The organism is Streptomyces sp. H27-H5 (genome assembly GCF_026627505.1).
Classification (GTDB): Bacteria; Actinomycetota; Actinomycetes; order Streptomycetales; family Streptomycetaceae; genus Streptomyces.
Genome location: NZ_JAPNLK010000001.1, coordinates 140,722 through 159,147, shown reverse-complemented (window position 1 = coordinate 159,147; position 18,426 = coordinate 140,722). Strand labels below are relative to the sequence as shown.

15 protein-coding genes are annotated in these 18,426 nt (G+C 71.5%); 8 read left to right on the top strand and 7 right to left on the bottom strand.

The window, feature by feature from the left end:
- The first annotated feature begins 52 nt into the window (after window positions 1-52).
- Genes OTB19_RS00775 through OTB19_RS00755 form a run of 5 tightly spaced genes read left to right on the top strand, consistent with a single transcriptional unit; the run spans window position 53 to window position 4,383 of the window.
- Window positions 53-1,591 carry a sensor histidine kinase gene (locus tag OTB19_RS00775; RefSeq protein ID WP_267795942.1) on the top strand — a complete coding sequence of 513 codons (1,539 nt, stop codon included), beginning with the start codon at window positions 53-55 and terminating at the stop codon, window positions 1,589-1,591.
- Between the two features lie 6 nt (window positions 1,592-1,597).
- Complete coding sequence (locus tag OTB19_RS00770) at window positions 1,598-2,005, top strand: roadblock/LC7 domain-containing protein (RefSeq protein ID WP_267795941.1); 408 nt, start codon at window positions 1,598-1,600, stop codon at window positions 2,003-2,005.
- Window positions 2,002-2,361 carry a DUF742 domain-containing protein gene (locus tag OTB19_RS00765; protein ID WP_267795940.1) on the top strand — a complete coding sequence of 120 codons (360 nt, stop codon included), beginning with the start codon at window positions 2,002-2,004 and terminating at the stop codon, window positions 2,359-2,361. Before OTB19_RS00770 ends, OTB19_RS00765 begins: the two co-directional genes overlap by 4 nt.
- A complete protein-coding gene (locus OTB19_RS00760) occupies window positions 2,342-2,968 on the top strand; it encodes a GTP-binding protein (protein ID WP_267795939.1) in 627 nt (208 codons plus the stop codon). Before OTB19_RS00765 ends, OTB19_RS00760 begins: the two co-directional genes overlap by 20 nt.
- Window positions 2,965-4,383 carry a cytochrome P450 gene (locus OTB19_RS00755; protein WP_267795938.1) on the top strand — a complete coding sequence of 473 codons (1,419 nt, stop codon included), beginning with the start codon at window positions 2,965-2,967 and terminating at the stop codon, window positions 4,381-4,383. The genes OTB19_RS00760 and OTB19_RS00755 overlap by 4 nt, the downstream gene beginning before the upstream one ends.
- A gap of 109 nt (window positions 4,384-4,492) precedes the next feature.
- Here the strand turns inward: OTB19_RS00755 and OTB19_RS00750 are convergent, their stop codons facing one another.
- The 3 genes from OTB19_RS00750 to OTB19_RS00740 all read right to left on the bottom strand — a co-directional run bounded on the left by OTB19_RS00750 (window position 4,493) and on the right by OTB19_RS00740 (window position 7,432).
- On the bottom strand, window positions 4,493-5,590 hold the full coding sequence (locus OTB19_RS00750; protein ID WP_267795937.1) for a terpene synthase family protein: 1,098 nt from the start codon (window positions 5,588-5,590) through the stop codon (window positions 4,493-4,495).
- A 5-nt stretch (window positions 5,591-5,595) separates the two neighbouring features.
- Window positions 5,596-6,501 carry an SAM-dependent methyltransferase gene (locus tag OTB19_RS00745; RefSeq protein ID WP_267795936.1) on the bottom strand — a complete coding sequence of 302 codons (906 nt, stop codon included), beginning with the start codon at window positions 6,499-6,501 and terminating at the stop codon, window positions 5,596-5,598.
- Window positions 6,502-7,012: 511 nt separating this feature from the next.
- Window positions 7,013-7,432: a TOBE domain-containing protein gene (locus tag OTB19_RS00740; protein ID WP_267795935.1), complete on the bottom strand. Its 420-nt coding sequence runs from the start codon at window positions 7,430-7,432 to the stop codon at window positions 7,013-7,015.
- A gap of 432 nt (window positions 7,433-7,864) precedes the next feature.
- Here OTB19_RS00740 and OTB19_RS00735 point away from each other — a divergent pair, with 432 nt between their 5' ends.
- Window positions 7,865-8,401 carry a DUF5709 domain-containing protein gene (locus OTB19_RS00735; RefSeq protein ID WP_267795934.1) on the top strand — a complete coding sequence of 179 codons (537 nt, stop codon included), beginning with the start codon at window positions 7,865-7,867 and terminating at the stop codon, window positions 8,399-8,401.
- A 90-nt stretch (window positions 8,402-8,491) separates the two neighbouring features.
- Here OTB19_RS00735 and OTB19_RS00730 read toward each other — a convergent pair whose 3' ends face one another.
- From OTB19_RS00730 to OTB19_RS00715, 4 genes are all read right to left on the bottom strand, one after another.
- On the bottom strand, window positions 8,492-10,135 hold the full coding sequence (locus OTB19_RS00730) for an alpha/beta hydrolase (RefSeq protein WP_267795933.1): 1,644 nt from the start codon (window positions 10,133-10,135) through the stop codon (window positions 8,492-8,494).
- 551 nt (window positions 10,136-10,686) lie between these two features.
- Window positions 10,687-13,587 (bottom strand): ATP-binding protein, encoded by a 2,901-nt coding sequence (locus tag OTB19_RS00725; protein WP_267795931.1) that lies wholly within the window; start codon window positions 13,585-13,587, stop codon window positions 10,687-10,689.
- Window positions 13,588-13,775: 188 nt separating this feature from the next.
- Window positions 13,776-15,134 (bottom strand): cytochrome P450, encoded by a 1,359-nt coding sequence (locus tag OTB19_RS00720; RefSeq protein ID WP_267795930.1) that lies wholly within the window; start codon window positions 15,132-15,134, stop codon window positions 13,776-13,778.
- Between the two features lie 14 nt (window positions 15,135-15,148).
- Complete coding sequence (locus tag OTB19_RS00715) at window positions 15,149-16,186, bottom strand: terpene synthase family protein (protein ID WP_267795928.1); 1,038 nt, start codon at window positions 16,184-16,186, stop codon at window positions 15,149-15,151.
- A gap of 451 nt (window positions 16,187-16,637) precedes the next feature.
- Between OTB19_RS00715 and OTB19_RS00710 the strand changes: the two genes are divergently transcribed.
- Together OTB19_RS00710 and OTB19_RS00705 are read left to right on the top strand one after the other, a co-directional pair.
- The gene (locus OTB19_RS00710) at window positions 16,638-17,033 is read left to right on the top strand and encodes a hypothetical protein (RefSeq protein ID WP_267795927.1); all 396 of its coding nucleotides are present in this window, start codon (window positions 16,638-16,640) and stop codon (window positions 17,031-17,033) included.
- Window positions 17,034-17,265: 232 nt separating this feature from the next.
- Window positions 17,266-18,375, top strand: a complete 1,110-nt coding sequence (locus OTB19_RS00705; RefSeq protein WP_267795926.1) for a mechanosensitive ion channel family protein — start codon at window positions 17,266-17,268, stop codon at window positions 18,373-18,375.
- Window positions 18,376-18,426: the final 51 nt, after the last annotated feature.

The window sequence follows — 18,426 nt, the reverse complement described above, 5'->3', positions numbered from 1 at the left end:
GCTCCCGCCCATCGGTCATAAGATCCCCTCTTTCGATGGCTCGAGGAACTTGATGGCGCAAGAACATTCCCCACCCGCGGCCTCCTCATTCGAGGCCGGGATAAGCTGGACACTCCCCGCGATCGTGGTCGTGGCCGCGACCTGCCTGGTCGGCGCGCTGGTCTCCGCTTCGGGGTCCGCCCCCGTGGTGTGGATCGCGATCGGCGGCGCCTGCACGGTCGCGGCGGTCGTCGAGGCGGTGCTCCGCGGCCGCTCCGCGGCCGCCCGCCGCGCACAGGTCACGGAACTCCTCACCGCCCTGCGGCGCCAGGAGGCCGAGACGATCCACCTCGCCGACGTACTGCTGCCCGAGGTGATCGACCGGCTGCGCCGGGGCGAGTTCCCCGACGACGTGTTGAACTCGCTCGTCGGCAACGGCAGGCACACCTCGCGCTGGAGCGCGGACACCTCCATGACGCCGCAGTTCAAGAGCGCCCTGCGGACGGTGCTGGCCCGTGTGGTCGACGCCGTCGACGCGGAGGAGAACCTCCGCGAGTCGGCGCAGCGCGCCTTCGTGAACATCGCCCGGCGCGTGCAGGCCATCGTTCACCAACAGGCCCAGGAAATGCGCGAGATGGAGGACCGGCACGGCCGCAACCCCGACGTGTTCGGCGACCTGCTCCGACTCGACCACGGCACCGCCCTGGTCGGTCGACTCGCCGACTCGATCTCCGTACTCGGCGGGGCCCGCCCCGGCCGCCAGTGGAGCCGGGCCGTCCCCCTCTACAGCGTCCTGCGCGGGGCGATGTCCCGCATCATCGACTACCAGCGCGTCGAACTCCACTCGGTCTCCGAGGTCGCGGTCGTCGGCCCCGCCGTCGAACCGCTGATCCACGCGCTGGCCGAGCTGCTCGACAACGCCACCCGGTACTCGCCGCCCCACACCCGCGTGCACCTGACCGCCGTCGAGGTGCAGTCGGGCATCGCCGTCGAGATCGAGGACGGCGGGGTGAACATGAGCGAGGAGGCCCGCAAGCGGGCCGAACGGATGCTCGCCCAGGCCCAGACCGGCATCGACCTCAACGACCTCGGCGAAACCCCGCGCCTGGGCCTCGCGGTCGTCGGCCGACTCGCGCAGGCCTACGGGTTCCAGATCTCCCTGCGGTCCTCGGCCTACGGCGGGGTGCGCGCGGTACTCATCGTTCCCCAGGACCTGATCACCACGACGTCGGCCGCCACCGGGCTCGCCCACGGCATCGGCGCGTCCTCCGGTCCGCGGGCCGCCGCCCCCAGCCCCCGGCAGCACCCCGTGGACCACCTCTCGGCGCAGACCTCCGCGCCGCCCCCGCCGCCCGCGGCCCGCCCGGTGCCCCAGGCCCGACCCGGCCGCGGCGACGACGCCGTTGTCGTCACCGAGCGCACCCCCACCGGCCTGCCGCAGCGGCGGCGCAAGGACCGGGAGGTCGCGCCCGACGCACCGTACGGGTTCCCCTCCCGGACCCCGGCGGACGAGGCGGCGCCCGGCATGTGGCTGGAGGCATTCCACAACGGTCTGTCCGGCACGTCCGGCGGCGAGGACGATGGCCCGGGCCCAGCGAACAAAGGGACGTAAGCAGTGATGCAACAGCGAGTCAGCAGCCTGGACTGGATGCTCAAGGACCTGGCCTCCGGAGTCCCACAGACACGCCACGTGATCGTGCTGTCCGCGGACGGCCTGTGCGTGGCCCAGTACGGGGCCGAGACCGACACGGCGGACCGGCTGGCGGCCGCGTGCGCGGGCCTGCAGAGCCTGGCCGGCGCCGTCGCCTCCGAACTGCCCCGCTCCGAAGGGCGGATGAGGCTGGTCGTCATCGAGATGGACGGCGGCTTCTTCTACCTGATGGCCGCCGGTTCCGGTTCCTACCTGGCGGTACTGGCGGACGAGGGTGTCGACGCCGGCTTGATGGGCGCGCAGATGCGCGACCTGGTGAGCCGGATTGGAGAACACCTGAGCACTCCGCCTCGGCACGACGGGCACCCCGCGTGAGCGAGCCCCCCGCAGGCTGGGAGGAGGACAGTCCCGAGCGGCTCTACGTCATCACCGGTGGCCGCAGCGGTTCATCCACCTCCACCCGCCTCGACCTCGTCACGCTCGTGGTCGCGAAGGCGGGCGCGCGCCCGGAGATGCAACCCGAGCACGCGTCGATCCTGCGGATGTGCCAGGCACCGCTGTCGGTGGCCGAGATCTCGGCCTACGTGGGCCTGCCCGTGAGCGTGGTCACCGTCCTGATCGGCGATCTCCTGGCGGGCAAACAGGTCCTGGTCCGCCCGCCCGTGCCCGTCGCCAAACTTCCCGACATCGCTCTGATCGAGGCCGTGATCGATGGACTACAGAAGCTCTGACCTGCCGGCCGTCGCCGGACCCCGGCACGAGGACATACTCCCGCAGTCGACGGCCACCGCCGTCAAGATCGTCGTCGTCGGCGGCTTCGGCGTGGGCAAGACGACCATGGTCGGCGCGGTCAGTGAGATCAGGCCGCTGACCACCGAGGAGACGATGACCAAGGCGGGCATCGGCGTGGACGACACGCGCGGGGTGGGCCGCAAGACCACCACGACCGTCGCCATGGACTTCGGCCGGATCAGCATCAACGACGAACTCGTGCTCTACCTGTTCGGCACCCCGGGACAGGAGCGCTTCTGGTTCCTGTGGCGGGGACTGTTCGAGGGCGCGCTCGGAGCCGTCGTCCTCCTCGACACCCGGAGGCTGGAGATCAGCTTCGACGTGATCGGTCGGCTGGAAGAGCGCGGTGTGCCCTTCGTCGTCGCCGTGAACTCCTTCCCGGACGCGCCCGAGCACCCGCTCGAAGAACTCCGCCAGGCCCTGGACCTGCCCCCCGCGGTCCCCATCCTCGTCTGTGACGCCAGACGCCGGGGCTCCGCCCGCGACGTCCTGCTGACCCTCATGCGCTACCTGCACTCCCAGGCAGCAACCACGGAGGCACTGTGAGCACCAACCCCACCCCGCCGCCCGGGTGCCCCGCGCACGCCGCGGCGGCCCCCGGCGGGCTGCACCGGCTCGACGGACCGGAGGCGGCGTCGGACCCGGCGGGTCTGTACGAGAAGCTCCGCGCGGAACACGGCCCGGTCGCCCCGGTCCTCGTCCAGGGCGAACTGCGGGCCTGGCTCGTCCTCGGGCACCGCGAGAACCTGGACGTGGCCCGCACCCCCTCGCGGTTCGCCCGCGACCCGCGGGGCTGGCGCGACATGCGGGAGGGCAGGGTGCCGGCCGACACCCCGCTGGGCCCCATGGTCGCGTGGGTACCGGTGTGCAACTTCACCGACGGACCCGTCCACGAGCGGCTGCGCGGCGCCGTCGTGGAGTCCCTGCTGCGCTTCGACAGACGAGGCATCCGCCGCCACGTCACCCGCTTCGCCAACCAGCTGATCGACCGGATCGCGGCCGACGGACGCGCCGACCTGGTCGCCGCCTTCTCCGACCAGCTCCCCATGCTCGTCATGACCCAGCTCGTCGGCGCACCCGACGAGCACGGCCCCCGCCTGGTCAAGGCGGCCCGCGACATGCTGCAAGGGACCGAGACGGCTCTGGAGAGCGACCGGTACGTCACCGCGACCCTGGAACAACTGGTCCACGCCCGCAAGTCGGTGCCTGCCCGCGACCTGGCCTCCTGGCTGCTGGAGCATCCGGCGGACCTCACCGACACGGAGGTGCTCATGCACCTGCGCGTCGTGCTGATCGCGGCGTACGAGACGACCGCGAACCTCATCGCGAACACCCTGCGGACGGTCCTGACCGACCGGCGTTTCCGCGCCAGCCTCTCCGGCGGTCACATGACGCTGCCCGACGCGCTCGAACAGGTCTTGTGGGACGACCCGCCGATCAACACCATCATCGGGCGGTGGGCCACCGGGGACACCCGACTCGGGGGGCGTGACATCAAGGCCGGCGACATGCTGCTGCTCGGCCTGTCGGCGGGCAACGCCGATCCGCAGATCCGGCCTGATCCCGACGCGTCCGTGCACGGCAACCGTTCGCACCTCGCCTTCAGCAGCGGCCCCCACGAGTGTCCCGGCCAGGACATCGGCCGGGCCATCGCCGACACCGGCATCGAAGTACTGCTCAGTCGGCTGCCCGACCTCCAACTGGGGGTGCCTGAGAGTGAGTTGCGCTGGCGCGGCACGCTCATGTCCCGACACCTGTTGGCCCTGCCGGTACGGTTCACACCCCGCCCCTTGGACGACGGCGGGGCGGAGAGCGGCCCCCACCCCTTCCCGGAGCTGGCCGTCGGCCACCCCCCGCACGCCCCGACCGGGCCCGTCCCGCCGCGGCCGGCGGCGATGCCCGCGGCCTCCGCCACCCATCGCAGGCCGAGTTGGTGGCGACGGCTGCTCGGACTCGGCTGAGCACGATCCGGCCCGTCCGCACCGGGGCCCGCGCCACGAACGGCGCGGGCCCCGGCGCGTAGGGCCTGTCTTTCGGATCAGGCCGGGCTCGCGGGCGCGGGCTGCCTCCTCACCCGTCCAGCAGGTCCCACCACCAGGCGAGGGCCGGCAACGGCGGTGCCTCCGTCCGGTCGTCGCTCGGCACGTCGCTGTAGCGGATGTCGAACCGGGCCCCTTCGACGGGCAGTTCGTTGCGGTTGCGCGGACTGGCGTAGCGCGGCGCCCGGTCCTGCCACGCGAGGCAGCCCGCGATGTAGTGGCCCATCCCCTCCAGGTGGCGGGCGAGCGGTTCGTCCGCGTCGCGGGCCACCTGTTCGCGCAGTCGCAGGAAGAGGCCCATCGCCCGGTCCCGGAGCGCCACCGCCACCGGCACCGCCCGCGCCGGTGTCAGGCCCTCCTGGTGGGCGATCACGTTGATCAGGTTCACCTCCCGCGGCTCCATGTGATCGTCCTTGTCGTACGAGAACAGGTCGTTGTCGGCGCTGACGACGAATCCCGCGGCGTCGGTCAGCGCCCGCACCGCCGGCGCGTACAACACCTCGGGGGCCAACCGGACCCGGTTGGCCACGTCGGCCCAGGTGAGCGAGAAGCGGGTGCCGTTCGCCAGGGTTCCCAGGGCCGCGAAGTCCGCCAGGCCGGGCATCAGGCCCCGCTCGGCGTTCGCCGCCTCCCAGGCCGCCCCGAGCAGCCAGTCACGCGTCCCCTCGGTGAACCGGCGCAGTTCGAACGGGGTGAGCAGCGCGTGCGTGCGCGTCACGAGGTCGTCGAGGGCGCGGGTCATCGGCCCGTCGGGCAGGACGCCGGCCCCCGGTGTCTCGATGGTCCGCAGCAGCCGCGCGCCGTGGTCGGCGACGGCCGCCGTGCGGACGTCGTCCGCCCCCGAGTCCTGCCAGTCGTCGACGGCGTTGGCCCAGTAGTTCCACTCGATGAACAGCAGCAGGGCCGCATCGTCCCCGTGCGGGACGATGCGGCACGAGAAGTCGGCGCTGTGCGTGGCCAGGCTCCAGGCCCGTTCGACGGGATCGGTGTGGATCCCGTGGGAGTCCAGCCAGTCGACGGCCAGCGCCTCCAGTTCCTTCGCCCGGGGGTGGACCAGCCCGGTGTCGAGGGGGCAGTGGAACGCCGGCAGCGGCCTGCCGATCCGGGAAGGGCGATCGATGCTCGTCATGGTCCTCAGCCCCCGTTCCGGAACAGCAGCAGTCGGGTCTCGACCGCGTGGTCGCGCCAGAGCCGGAAGAGTCTGCTGTGCACCACGGTCGATTCCTCCAGGCGCCTCAGGGTCCATGCCGCCGGGGCGCCGCCGGCCCGGACCCGGTCCAGCTCGCAGGTGTTCCAGGCCATCGACTGCACCCAGAACTCCGCCACCCCGTCGGTGACGTCCTCGTCCCGTTCGAGGGTGAAGCCCGCCGCCGACGCGGCGCTCACGTACTCCTCGCGCGTCCCGAGCCGCGTCTTGTAGTAGTCGTCGAGGAAGCCGCGCCACTCGGGCCGGCACACGAAGTGCTCCTGTATGCCGAACCAGCCGCCCGGCCGAAGGGCTCTCGCGACGACCTCGAAGAGTCGGGTGCGGTCCATGTAGCCGCTGCTCTCGTTGGCGTAGGCGGCGTCGTAGGTCCGCACGGCGTCGTGGGTGTGGATGTCGGCGACGTGGGCGCGGACCCGGTCGCCTACGCCCGCCTGTCGTGCGAAGTGCCGGATCAGCGGGACGTGTTCGGCCGCGATGGTGAGGCCGGTGACCCTCGCGCGGTGGCGTTGGGCCCAGTACAGGGAGCCGCCGCCGAGACCGCAGCCGATGTCGAGGAGGGTGCGGGGTGGCCGCTCGTACGCGCCCCAGGAGCGGGCCGCGTGCTCGACTATCTCCTCCTGCGCGCCCACGATGCGCTGCTTGATCACGTCCTGGGGGACCGTGGTGTGCGGGTGCGTGTCGTGCCCGAACATCCCCAAGTGGAAGTGGACACGCGGACCCGGGCCGTACTTGTGGAGGATGTCCGCGGTCTTGCGGCCGTAGTAGAGCCGCACCTGCTCATCGTCCAGGCCCTGCCCGCTGCCTAAGGGAGAAGTGAATGGTGTAGCGCTCATGTCTGCCCGCCCCTTCGTGGCGTAGGGCTGCCGAGGGGGCCGACAACTGGTTTCGGTCACCCCGACTGACGGTTGAAGCATGGATCATCGTGGCACTTACCGGCCGTTCCGTCTGCACACAAGAGCGCTTTGAATCACGGGAGTTGGTGAAGGAATGATTCTGCAGGCGGGTGAACCGTCCCGACCTCGTACGTGACGGGTCGGGACGGTGGGGCGGACACGTCGTGGTGTGACGCGTGTCTGTCCGAACGTGAACGCGAAACCCCGGATCCCGGGGGCCGGGCGGGCGTCGAACCCGTGTCGCGTGGGGCCGTCGTTCGCCGGCGGGGCGGGCGGGGGCGGTGAGGCCGTGGGCCGGACCTTCCCGGGCGGCGGCCCGGGAAGCGTCGCGCGGAGCGCCGTCCGGCGCGGTCGTGGCCGGGAACCGGTGGACAGTCGGCCCGTCCATGACCATCCCCGGGGGAGAAGCGGTGGCCGGCCGGCGCGCCGCGGGACGCGTGCCGTGCGGTGATCAGGCGGTGGCGAGGGAGATCTCGGTCGATTTGACGAGGGCCACGACGGAGGTCCCGGCCGTCAGACCGAGGGCTTCGACGGCGTCCTTGGTGATGGCGGCGGTCAGTTCGCCGCCCTCCACGGTCACCTTGACGGAGCCCATGGCGCCACCAGTGGCGACGTCGGTGACGGTGCCCGGGATCTGGTTGCGGATGGAGATGCCCTCCACCGGAGCGGTCGCCAGGGAGACCTCGGTGGACTTCACGAGGGCCTTGACTGCGGAGCCCTCGGTGAACCCGAGGTCCCTGACCGCGTCGGTGGTGATCGCCGCGGTGATGTCCTGGCCGCCCGCCAGGCGCACGTTCACGGTCGCCATGGCCTCGCCCGTCGTGACGGAGGTGACGGTGCCGGCCAACTGGTTGCGGATGCTCAGGCTCATGGGGGAAACGCCTCACAGATGTCGGGGGACGGTGGCGCCGTGAGTGGGCCGCCTCGTCGCCGACGCTACTGAAGTACGGGCCGACCACCGGGGACGGCGGGGCGTCCGCCGGTCGAACGGCCCTGTCCGGGTGAACGAGCGGGACCCCGACCACCCCGGCGCGGCCGGCACGGCCCGGAACTCCGCCCGCTGCCGGACGTACCGGGCCGGGGCCCCGGGCGCCACCGGTGCAGCGTTCGTCAGCCGGCGGGAGTACGGCCATGATGGGAGGAGAGCCTGAGCGCTCTGACCATGGCCGGTCGGTACGCGAGAGGGAGATGCGGCGCATGGACGGTGCGGGCGGTCACACGCCGGGGAGCGGAGAACGGACGTACCGGCGAGTACGCCGCTCCGGTCCTGGCCGAGGCTCGTCAACCCAGACGGGAAAGAACCATGGTCGATGAAACGAATGGCCAGGGCGACGACGTGTACCAGCCCCAGGACACCGACCAGACGTCCGAGGGGCAGCCGGACATGGAGAACGCGCTCGACGAGCCGAACGCCGATCTCGGGCTCGACGAGGGCTACCGGACCGCCGCGGACCGCCCGAGCGTGGTGACGCGCCACGGCACCACGGGGCGCGAACAGAGCGAGGGCCAGTCGCTCGAAGAACGACTCGCCGAAGAGGTGCCCGAGATCGGCGACGCGCCCCGCGCGCCGTTCCTCCTCGACGAGGACGGCGTCGGTCGGCTGGTCTCCGTGACGGAGGCGGGCTCGCGGCGCAACACCGACGTGATGGGCTTCGACGCGGGCGACGACGCGGGGGAGGAGTCCGCCGAGGAGGCGGCCATGCACGTGGTCGGACGCAATGTGGCCGCCGGGACCTCGGAGAGCCGGCACCACATCCTGTCCTGGGAGGACCCCCCGGAGACGGAGGAGGAGACGGAGACGGCAACGGCAACGGCAACGGAGGCGGAGCCCACTGGCTGACCCTCCCGGCCGCCAGGGTCCGGGGACCTCGCGGACACCGACGCGCGGGGCGCCGGCCGGCTGCCGGCGGCGGACACCCCGCGCGCGTTCTCAGTGCCGGGGCCGGCCGCCCAGGTGCGCGGCGAGCGCGGCGGTCCGTTCGGGCGTCCAGCCCGGGGGCCGGGTGATCTGGGCCCAGGCGGTCGTCGGCATCGTGCCGTAACGGTGCCCGTGCCCCTCGGGCACGCCGTCGGCGCCGGCCAGGTCGCACACCACCTGCCAGAACGTCAGCACCGGATACCAGTGCATCGCGGGCGACACGTCCCGCGCCCTGGGGTCGTCGAGCCAGTCGGGGTGCCGATAGGCGAGTTCCGGCGACCACCACACCACGGGATCCGAACCGTTCTGGAGGTACACCGACCGCGGGCCCGTCCACGGCGCGGCCGGAATCGCGTAATCCGAGGGGACCTGCGCGAAGCGCACCCGTGCCCCGTCGCCGACCACGGGCCGCCACGACGGGCTGTCGGGGGCACGGCCGTCCGTGAGCGTCCTCCAGAGCGGGTTGGCGTACGTGGGGCCGACGAACAACGCTCCGTCGGTGCGGCTCGTCAGGCCCTTCAGCGTGCCGCCGACGGCGTTCTCCATGGCGTACGAACCCAGGCTCTCGCCGTACGCGAGCAGCTTCGGCCGGGTCTCGGCGGGCAGCGTCCGCCACTTGTCGTACACCGCCGTGAACAGCGCCCTGCTCGCGTCGGCCGCCTCGTCCTCGGTGAGGACGGACACCCAACTGGGCAGGTACGAGTACTGCATGGCCACCAACGCGCTGTCGCCGAACCAGAGGTACTCCAGCGGCCGGCTTCCCTGGTCGTTGACCCAGCCGGTGCCCGTCGTGCCCATCACGGCGAGCACGTCCCGCTCGAACCCCCCGGCGCGCTCCAGTTCGCGGACGGCGAGCCGGGCCCGCTCGTCGAGGGAGTCCGCCGTACGCAGACCCACGTACACCCGGACCGGATCCTTGGCGTCCCGCCCGGTGAAACGCGCGATGTCCGCACGGGTGCTCGCCCCGCCGACGAAGTCGCGGCCCTTCGCCCCCAGGGTGTCCCAGGGCGTGTACGAGCCGTCGCCTCCCGACAGCGTCGTGGAGGTCGGGCGGACCACGCCCCTGCTCGTCCCCTGGTCCGCCAGGGACGCCCCGTTCTCCACCACGTGGAGGACGCCCTTGAGCAGGAAGCCCTGGACGAAACCGACGACGAGGAAGGCGACCAGGGCGATCCCCGTGCCGTAGGCGACCGAGCGCGGGACCAACCACGTCAGCGGCCGCGCCACCGTGCGGGCGGCCAACCTGAGGCCACGCGCCGCACACAGGAGCAGCCCGGCGACGAGGCCCGCGAGGACGGGCACCAGCGCCCACTGCCACCACACCACCTGGGGCCGCATCCCGACGGCCCGGCGCATGTCGCCCTGCCAGGACACGCTGAACGCGGTCGTCACGACGACGGTGACCAGGCAGACCCCGGCCACCGCCGACCACGCGGCGCGCTGCGGGGACCGGGCGGGAAGGATCAGCCTGCGCCCGGCCAGCGCCCGCGTGACCGTGCCGAGGACCGCGCCGAGCGCGTACCCCAGGGCCGCGGTCACCCCCGCCTCCACCCCCTGGAGCCACCACGGGCGGGGCAGCAGGGCCGGCGTCAGGGACAGGCAGTAGAAGACCGTCGCCAGCACGGCACCGGTCAGGGAGAGTCCCCGGCGCACCACGCGTCCGCTCCGCGGGCTCTCGCCGTACCGTCCGTCTCCCGGGAACCCGCCACTGCCGGGGAGCGGCACGCGGGGGGGTATCACGCTCAGCACCATGGCGGTGGCGTCATCGCGCGGGCCGGGTGCGCCCCGTCGGTGAGCGACGGGGTGGCGCCGGACGAGGGGCGGGTACGGGACGACGGCCGGGCACTGCCGTGGTCACCGGTACTCCGGCTCAGGGGAGCGTGTTCGTCTGGTGTGCGAGTGCTCACTGCGCGAGTCCTTTCCGGCCGCGGCGTTCTCCCCCCGATCGTCACGTCGCAGGTGGTCGGGCGCGCGCTGGGTGCGGCCGGACGGGAAGCGGGCTCGTGCACGCCGGTCCCCGGGCCCCGCTCGCGCGAGATCAAGGAAGCGGCCGTGCTCTTCACCGCGGCGCGGGCGGACGCAGCCGCAGGCGCGCACGCGAGGAAACGCACCCGCGCAAGGACGGACGTGCACGCGCGAGGACGGACGTGCACGCGGCGACGGGCGGCCGCGCCGCGGCCGCCCGTCGGTACCCCCCGCACCGCCCCTCAGATCCCCAGCGCCCTCCGCAGGCCGAGGCGATCGGTGCCCAGCTTGGTGAAGGAAGCCGACAGCAGCTCCGACGCCGTCCGCACGTCCGTGCCCAACTCCCGCGCGATCGCCGCGTTGTCGAGCCCGAGCGCGGCGTGCCGCGCCACCGCGTGCTCGGCGATCGTCAACGTGTCCTGCTCGAAGGTGTGCAGACGGCGCGGGCGCAGTCCCGCCGAGGCGAGTTGGGAGCGGGCCCGGGCCGCGAGCGCGTCGGCACCGCAGGCCGCAGCGGTCTCCATGCCGCGGTACAGCTGCTGGGCCGCCTGGTGCGGATCGCCCAGGGTGTGCAGCGCCGTACCGTGGTCGACGAGCGCGTGCGCGAGTTCACACGCGGCCGGCGACTGTTCGAGATGACCCACCGCCTCCTGCAACAGGAGGGCCGCCCGGGACGGGTCCATGGTCGTCGCCAGGACGCGCAGGGACTGCCCGATCACGCTCGCCGCCCCGAACGCGCGGGCCCGCGCCAACGCCTCGGTCGCCGTGGCGCGTGCCTGGTCGGGCTCGTGGGTGACCTGCGCCAGAGCCAGGTCCAGCTGCCACGGACTCCACGACGGATTGCGCGTGCCGCGCAGGTCGAGCCGCTTGCCCGCCGCGCTGAGCTGTTGCTCCGCCTCGTCGATCCGTCCCTGCGCCAGCAGGAGCTTGCCCCAGACGGCCTGTGGGTCGGGATAGACCACGGCCTTGGGCAGACCCTCCGCCAGCTTGTAGGTCTGGGCGACCCGCTGCGCCTCGGCCGTGTTCCCTCGGGCGAGCAGCGTCTCGATGAGCGTGCCGATCGCGTACCACTGCGCCGGGATGCCGTGCCCGACGCGGTCGGCGATCTGCAAGCCGTTGCGCACGAAGTCCTCGGCCTCGGCGAGCCGTCCGCGCCGGTAGCGCACGTAACCCAGCAGGGTGTAGACGAACGACAGGTGCGCTCCGCGCCAGCCCTTCCCCTCGAACTCCACGATGCCGGTGTTGAACAGCTCCTCCGCACGGCCCGGCTGATCGCAGTACATGAGCGTGACGGCCACGACCGCCGGCACCTCGAACCCGAAGTCCTGGTCGGTCCAGCTCATGCCGCCGGTCAGCGCCTGCTCCGCGTAGTCCAGAGCCGTGCCGACGGGCTCGCCGCGCATCGCGGCGTCCCAGGCCCGCAGCCCCAGGATGTGCCGCTCGGGCAGACCGCGGCCGCTCAGGCGCTTGGCGAACTGGGCCAGGAGCCGGGACCGGGCGGGTGAGTTCTCCTCGTCCAACCGGACCGAGTTCCACTTGAACTGCTCGGCCTGCATGCGCAGTCGGGTGCGGGAACTCGTGGACAGCCGCGCCTCGTCCGCGAGGAGCCCGGCCGCCTCCGCCATCTGTCCCGTGTGGGCGAGTGCCTGGGCGAGACGGTAGGTGATCGCCTCCCGCAGCGCCTGTTCGGTCTTGGGTTCCTCCAGGGCGGCCCGGAGCTGGTTGATGGTCGTCGCGGGATCGTGCAGCAGGTTGGCGGAGCCGAGCTCGAACAGCACCTCGGCCCGGTCCTCCATGTCCGGCGGCTCGCGCAGCGCGCGGGCCAGGTAGCGGCGGGCGGCATCGGGGGCTCCCGCGGAGAAGCTCTCGCGTGCGGCCTGGCGCAGCTGCTGCACCACCCAGGGGTCGCCCTCGGGATGCATCTCCAGCAGGTGGCGGGCGGCGGCCGCGGCGCCGAAACCGTCGTCGACCATGGCCTGCGCGGCCATCCCGTGCATGCCGACGCGCACGCCCGGCGGAATCGACCGGTACACGGCGGTCGCGATGAGCGGATGGAAGAACTCGACGACCTCCTGCCGGCGCAGGCTGGTGAGGACGGTCAGGATGCGGGCGTTGCGCAGTTGGTCGATGGCCTCCGCGGCCTGCGCCTCACCGAGCGCCGCCACGCTTCCGACGATGCCTATCGGGACGGCGGTACCCAGGACGGCGGCGGCCCACGCGAGCCGGACCGTGGACGGCCCGAGCTGTTCGAGGCGGTCGATGAGCCCGCTGCCCTTGACGGCGGAGGCCAGGTCGCGGAGCTGCGGAATGTTGTCCTGGTGGGGCTTCAGCCCACGATCGCGACCCTTCATCGCCAACTCGACGACCTCGAAGGGGTTTCCGCCGGTGATCGCCCAACACTCTCGACAGAACACGTCGTCGGCGCTCTCGCCGAGGGCGTCGCGGACGATGCGTGCCACCGCGCTCGTGGTGAGCGTGGCCAGCTCGTGCGGACGTGTTCCCTGGCGACTCATCAGGGCCCGCAGCGAGGCGGCGTCGGCGGGGATCTCGTTGGGCCGACAGGCCACGAGGATCAGCATGGCCAGTTCCTCGGCCCGCGCCGCGAAGGCGGTCAGCCAGGCCAGGGACTCCGCGTCCGCCCAGTGCGCGTCGTCGACGACCAGCACCACGGGTGCGCTGCGCACGGTCAGGTGGGTGACCACCCAGTCCAGGCCGTCGCGCACACCCTGCGGGTCGGGCGCCGTCGGGCCCTTCGGGGCGGCGGTCAGTCCGAGCGCCGGCGCGACGATGCTGTACCAGTTGCCGAGAACGTCGCGCCGCTCCTCCTCGGTCATGGCGGCGAACGTGGGTTGTATGAGTTGCCGCATCACGTGGAACGGCACTTGCTTCTCCTGCTCGCCGCCCCGTGCGAACAGCACGGTGCAGGACCGCTCGGCGGCATGCCGACGGGCCTCCGTGAGCAGGGTCGTCTTGCCGATGCCACCCGCTCCGGCGAAGGTCAGCACGCCACCACGACGAGTGGTGGGGCCGGTGCGCGAGGTGCCGCACAGTTCGTCCACCGCGCGGTGGATCGCGAGAACTTCGGATTCCCGCTCAAGTAAAGGTTGGGAAGCCCACCCCTGCGGGTCCGTGACGTCTGACATTCTTGCCCCCTCCGGCGCGTGCGGCCGAGTGTACGGGCCAAGAAGCGAGTTGTTGCTGCTTAAGCACATTATTGCGGCATCTCGCCACTCGTTCGAGGACAACGCTGTATCCTCGGCTGACGCTCCCCGGGGGGCACGTCAGGGACTGGCGAGAAGCCGCCTTGCAGGAAGCGATCGGTCGGATCCCGCTAGTGCCGCGCCACGGGAATCATGGGCAGTTCGCTGGGTTGGGGTATCCCGGCGGGCACCTCACGGACCGTCACGCCGGGCGCGGGCACCAGTCGCCAGCGGGACGCCACGCTCGCCACGGCGGTCAGGATCTCCGTCACCGCGAACGAGTCGCCTATGCACTTGTGCTGCCCCGCCCCGAACGGGATGTACTTCTGGGTCCGCCCCCGCTCGTTCCCCTCCTGTCGCCAGCGGTCCGGGTCGAAGACCGTGGGGTCCCGGAACAGCGCCGGGTCCCGGTGCAACGCGTAAGGGCTGTAGGCCAGTTCGGCTCCCTCGGGGATCGCCACGCCGCCCAGGGTGAGGGGTGACAGTGCCCGCCTGGTGAACAGGAGCGGTGAGTGCAGCCGCAGTGCCTCCTGGAACACGTGGTTCGTGTAGGTGAGTTCGGGTATGTCGTCGGCGCGGACGGGGCGGGTGCCCACCACCGCGTCGACCTCCTCGTGGAGGCGCCTCTCCACCTCCGGATGGCGGCCGAGTTCGTGGAAGACCCAGGCGAGGGTGGTGGCCGAGGTCTCCGTGCCGGCCAGCATGATGGCGAGCACCTCGTCGCGCACCTGCTCGGCGGCCATCGTCGCGCCCGACTCGGCGTCCACGCTGGACAGCAGCAGCGAGAGGAGGTCGTGACCCTCCGCGCCCTTCTCTGCGCTGTACTGCGCGATCACCTCGTCGATGGTCCGGCGCAGACGCCCGGCCGCCGCGTCGAACCGCTGGTTGTACGGGATCGGAAGGCGGTCCAGGGCCTTGGGCATGACCGCGCGGACCAGCATGCCCTCCAGGACGATGGGCAACGAGCGGTGCACCTCCGTGACCGCAGGCCGGCTCAGTTCACCGGAGAAGATCATCTCGGCCACCGACGACATCGCGTACCCGCGCGCCTCGGTGACCATCGAGATCTCCCGCCCCGCCGTCCACGACGCGGACATGGCCTCCGCTTGCCGGCTCATCACCTCGGTGTAGTCGGTGATGTGGTTGCGGTGGAAGGCCGGTTGCATCATCCGGCGCTGCTTGCGGTGGAACTCGCCGTCGGTCGTCACGATGCCGTTGCCGAACACCGGGCGCAGCCGGTCGAAGATCCGTCCGCGGCCGAAGCGCTGCGCCTGTTGCACCAGTACGGCGTGCACGTGCTCCGGGCTGGTGAGGACGTGCACGGGCCACGTGCCGATGTCGAGGCGCACGATGTCGCCGTGTTCGCGCAACGACTCCAGGAACGCTATCGGCTGTCGCCACAACTGTAGTGCGTGACCCAGGAGCGGTAACCGCCCCGGTGCGACGGGGGCGTTGACCGCAGGGCCGGAATGTTCCACTTGCGTAGCCATGGGTCGACTCCCTGTCATGCCACCGAGACGAGATCCGGGCGGATGTACGCAGACTCCAGCCCGGCCGCGAACCGTTCGTCGCGGTACCTCGTGCACTCGTAACGCTGCCACAGATCCGCGCCGATCATCCAGTCCTCATAACTGCGCACGCAGCGGGAGACGGTGGCCCGCACGGCGGGATCGACGTCACCCCGGGCGTCAATGACCTGGAACAGGCGCTCCTTTCCGGACAGGTACTCCTCGATGCGGGTCTGGATGCGCCCCTCGACGGCCCGGACCGCGTCGCCGAGGCTGCGCCCCTCCCACGCGGAGATGAGCGAGACGAGGTTGTTGTTGTCCCCGCAGGAGTACTCCTTCGGCAGCGAGAACACGTCGTTTCCCCACGAGATGATGTCCACCGAACTCGCGATGAGGGCCTGGAACTCCGGCAGTTCGTGGAGGTGCGGCGGCACGTCGATGCCCAGGCCCGCCTCGACCATGTCCATCATCGGCAGCATCTGCGAACTGTGACGCCGCATCAGGATGTAGTCCTCGACGGAGGGGTGCCCCTCGTCCCCGCGGTTTCCCGCCTCCTGGTCCAAGGAGCCCAACATCAGGGGGACATGGGCCCGGTAGCGGGCTGCGGTCACCTCGGACATGCCGGCGAGGATCCGGTCGCACAGGTCGATGAACCCGGTGACCAGCGGATTCGGCCGCGAGGACGCCGCGCCCGTCCTGCCCGTGGCCAGGTAGGTGGTGATCGTGTCGGTGACGGGCCGCCAGGCCGCCAACTCGCCCGTCCTGATGAGGTGGTCGTGCTGGTCGTCCAGGACGAAGGACCAGGCCATCCACTCGGCGAGGAGGACGACCTTCTCATAGGGCACCTCACCGCTGACGCGGCCGGCGAGATGGCCGAAGCCGATCCCCGCGAACTGCTCCGAGGCATCGGTGACGAGCTCGTGACGCAGGGCCCACGACGTGGCCTCGTTGTTGGCTCGCGCGGCCTGTGGATGCTTGGAGTTCCCGAACGGAAGGTGGAAATCGGGAACGGAGAAAAAGTTGAGCTGGGCCATTGATCCCCCCACGGAAGAGTCGGATTCGCCAATACCCGCTCAATGTACGATCGTCAGTGCACTCGCGTGCACACGAGCATCGGAACACCCCTCTGCTGCGACGTCGTCACGGGGGGCACGCCCCGCCGCCGGAATGAACCGGTCGCGGACTGACGTGATCCCGCCACGCGCGACCACATCTGGCCACGCCTGAGGTAATTAACCCGCAGGGCGCAGCGCACTGTCAATGTAGGACGAGGGATGATGTGGAATTCATCCAGGCGTTGCCGAACGCGTATTCACAACGAATATGCGAAGGGCATGTTCGCCGCGGTCCGCCGCCGGGGACCGCACCGTGGTCGGGTGCGGCCGGAGTGGTGGGGAAGACCGCGGGGTGGCCGAAGACCGCCGTCCACCTGTCGGGCGCTCCCTACACTGCGAGGGGACGCGGTCGTCCGGGCAGGGGTGGGGCATGACCGAGCATCATCCGGCGGAGCCGGACGACGACCACGAGGCCGATGTTCTGGGTTCCTACCTGGAGGTCCTGCGGGCGCGCCTGGACGGGGAGCGGTTCGAGGCGCTCATCACGGCGGTGCGCACCACTTGCGCGCTGCTGGAGGACGACCTGCGGACCGCGTGGGAAGTACCCGCCGGACGCCACCTCCCGCCGGATCTCCAGCGCGAGTACCTGTCCCTGATGGCCGTGATGATCACCGGTCACCTGGACCACCGCCTGGTGGAGCTCGCCGCCCCCGACGGGGCCCGGGGTTGGGCGGTCGTGGACAACACCCGTCCCGACACCGAGCGGGCCTGGATCGACACGGAACTCGACGGGATCGTCCGCGCCACCGATTTCCCCACCCCCTGATCCAGCCGGCCGGAGCGTTCCGCTCTGGCCGTCGAGCGGCTCCGACCGCCCCACCTGCGCCGCCTTCCGTCCCCATGCGGCAGGATGGCAGCCCGTTCCGGACCGCACACACGCCCGAACGGGCTTCTTTGCACGACAAACTGACAGGTGACAAGGTGACGACACACCCGATACGACGCCCGGCGGCGCCCGTCGCTCCCTCCCCGGCCCGCCGCGCGACGGGAGGCGCCCGTTGAACCGGACCCTCGTGTTGCACGACTGGCTGGTGGCCGGCATCGCGTTGGCCGCGGGCGGCGCGGGCGGTCTGCTCCTGCGGGCCCTGCTGCGCTGGCTCGCCAAGCACGCCCTCAGGACGCGCTGGAGCGGCGACGACATCATCGTCCACGGGCTGCGCACCCTCGCGCCGGGCGCGGCGGTCATCGCGGGCACGGCGGTGGCGGCCTCGACCCTGCCCCTGACCACGAGGGTCTCGGGCTTCGTGAACCAGACCCTCACCGCCCTGCTGATCCTCATCGCCACGCTCGCCGCCGCCCGCGTCGTCGCGGGGCTCGTGCAGTCCCTGGCGCAGTCGCGGACCGGAGTCGCCGGATCGGCGACCATCTTCGTGAACATCACACGCGTCGTCGTCTTCGCGATGGGGTTCCTCGTCGCCCTAGAAACGGTCGGCGTCTCCATCGCGCCCCTGCTCACCGCGCTGGGCGTCGGCGGACTCGCGGTCGCCCTGGCCCTCCAGGACACCCTCGCCAACCTTTTCGCGGGCGTGCACATCCTCGCCTCCAAGACGGTGCAGCCCGGTGACTACATCCGTCTCACCAGCGGGGAGGAGGGCTACGTCGTCGACATCAACTGGCGCAACACCGTGGTGCGCAACCTGTCGAACAACCTGGTGATCATCCCCAACGGCCGTTTGGCGCGCACGAACATGACCAACTTCACCCAGCCCGAGCAGCAGTTGTCGATCCTGGTCCAGGTCGGGGTGGGCTACGAAAGCGACCTGGAGCACGTGGAACGGGTGACGCTGGAGGTCGTCGACAGCGTGATGGTGGACATCAACGGGGCGGTCCCCGACCACGAAGGGGCCGTCCGCTTCCACACGTTCGCCGACTCCCGGATCAACTTCACGGTGATCCTCGGTGTCGGGGAGTTCAGCGACCAGTACCGGATCAAGCACGAGTTCATCAAGCGGCTCCACCGGCGCTTCCGGGCGGAGGGCATCTCCATCCCCGCGCCCACCCGCACGGTCGCGCTGCGCCCCGAGGACGATTTCCGGCCGTCACCGACCGCATCGATCCCGCACCAGCGGGAGGTCCCGCCGTCGGTGCCGATGGACAGCGCGCGGTAGCAGACGCCGGCGAGGGCCGGCGCCCGGCGCTCGGTCCTCCGCGCGCCGGGT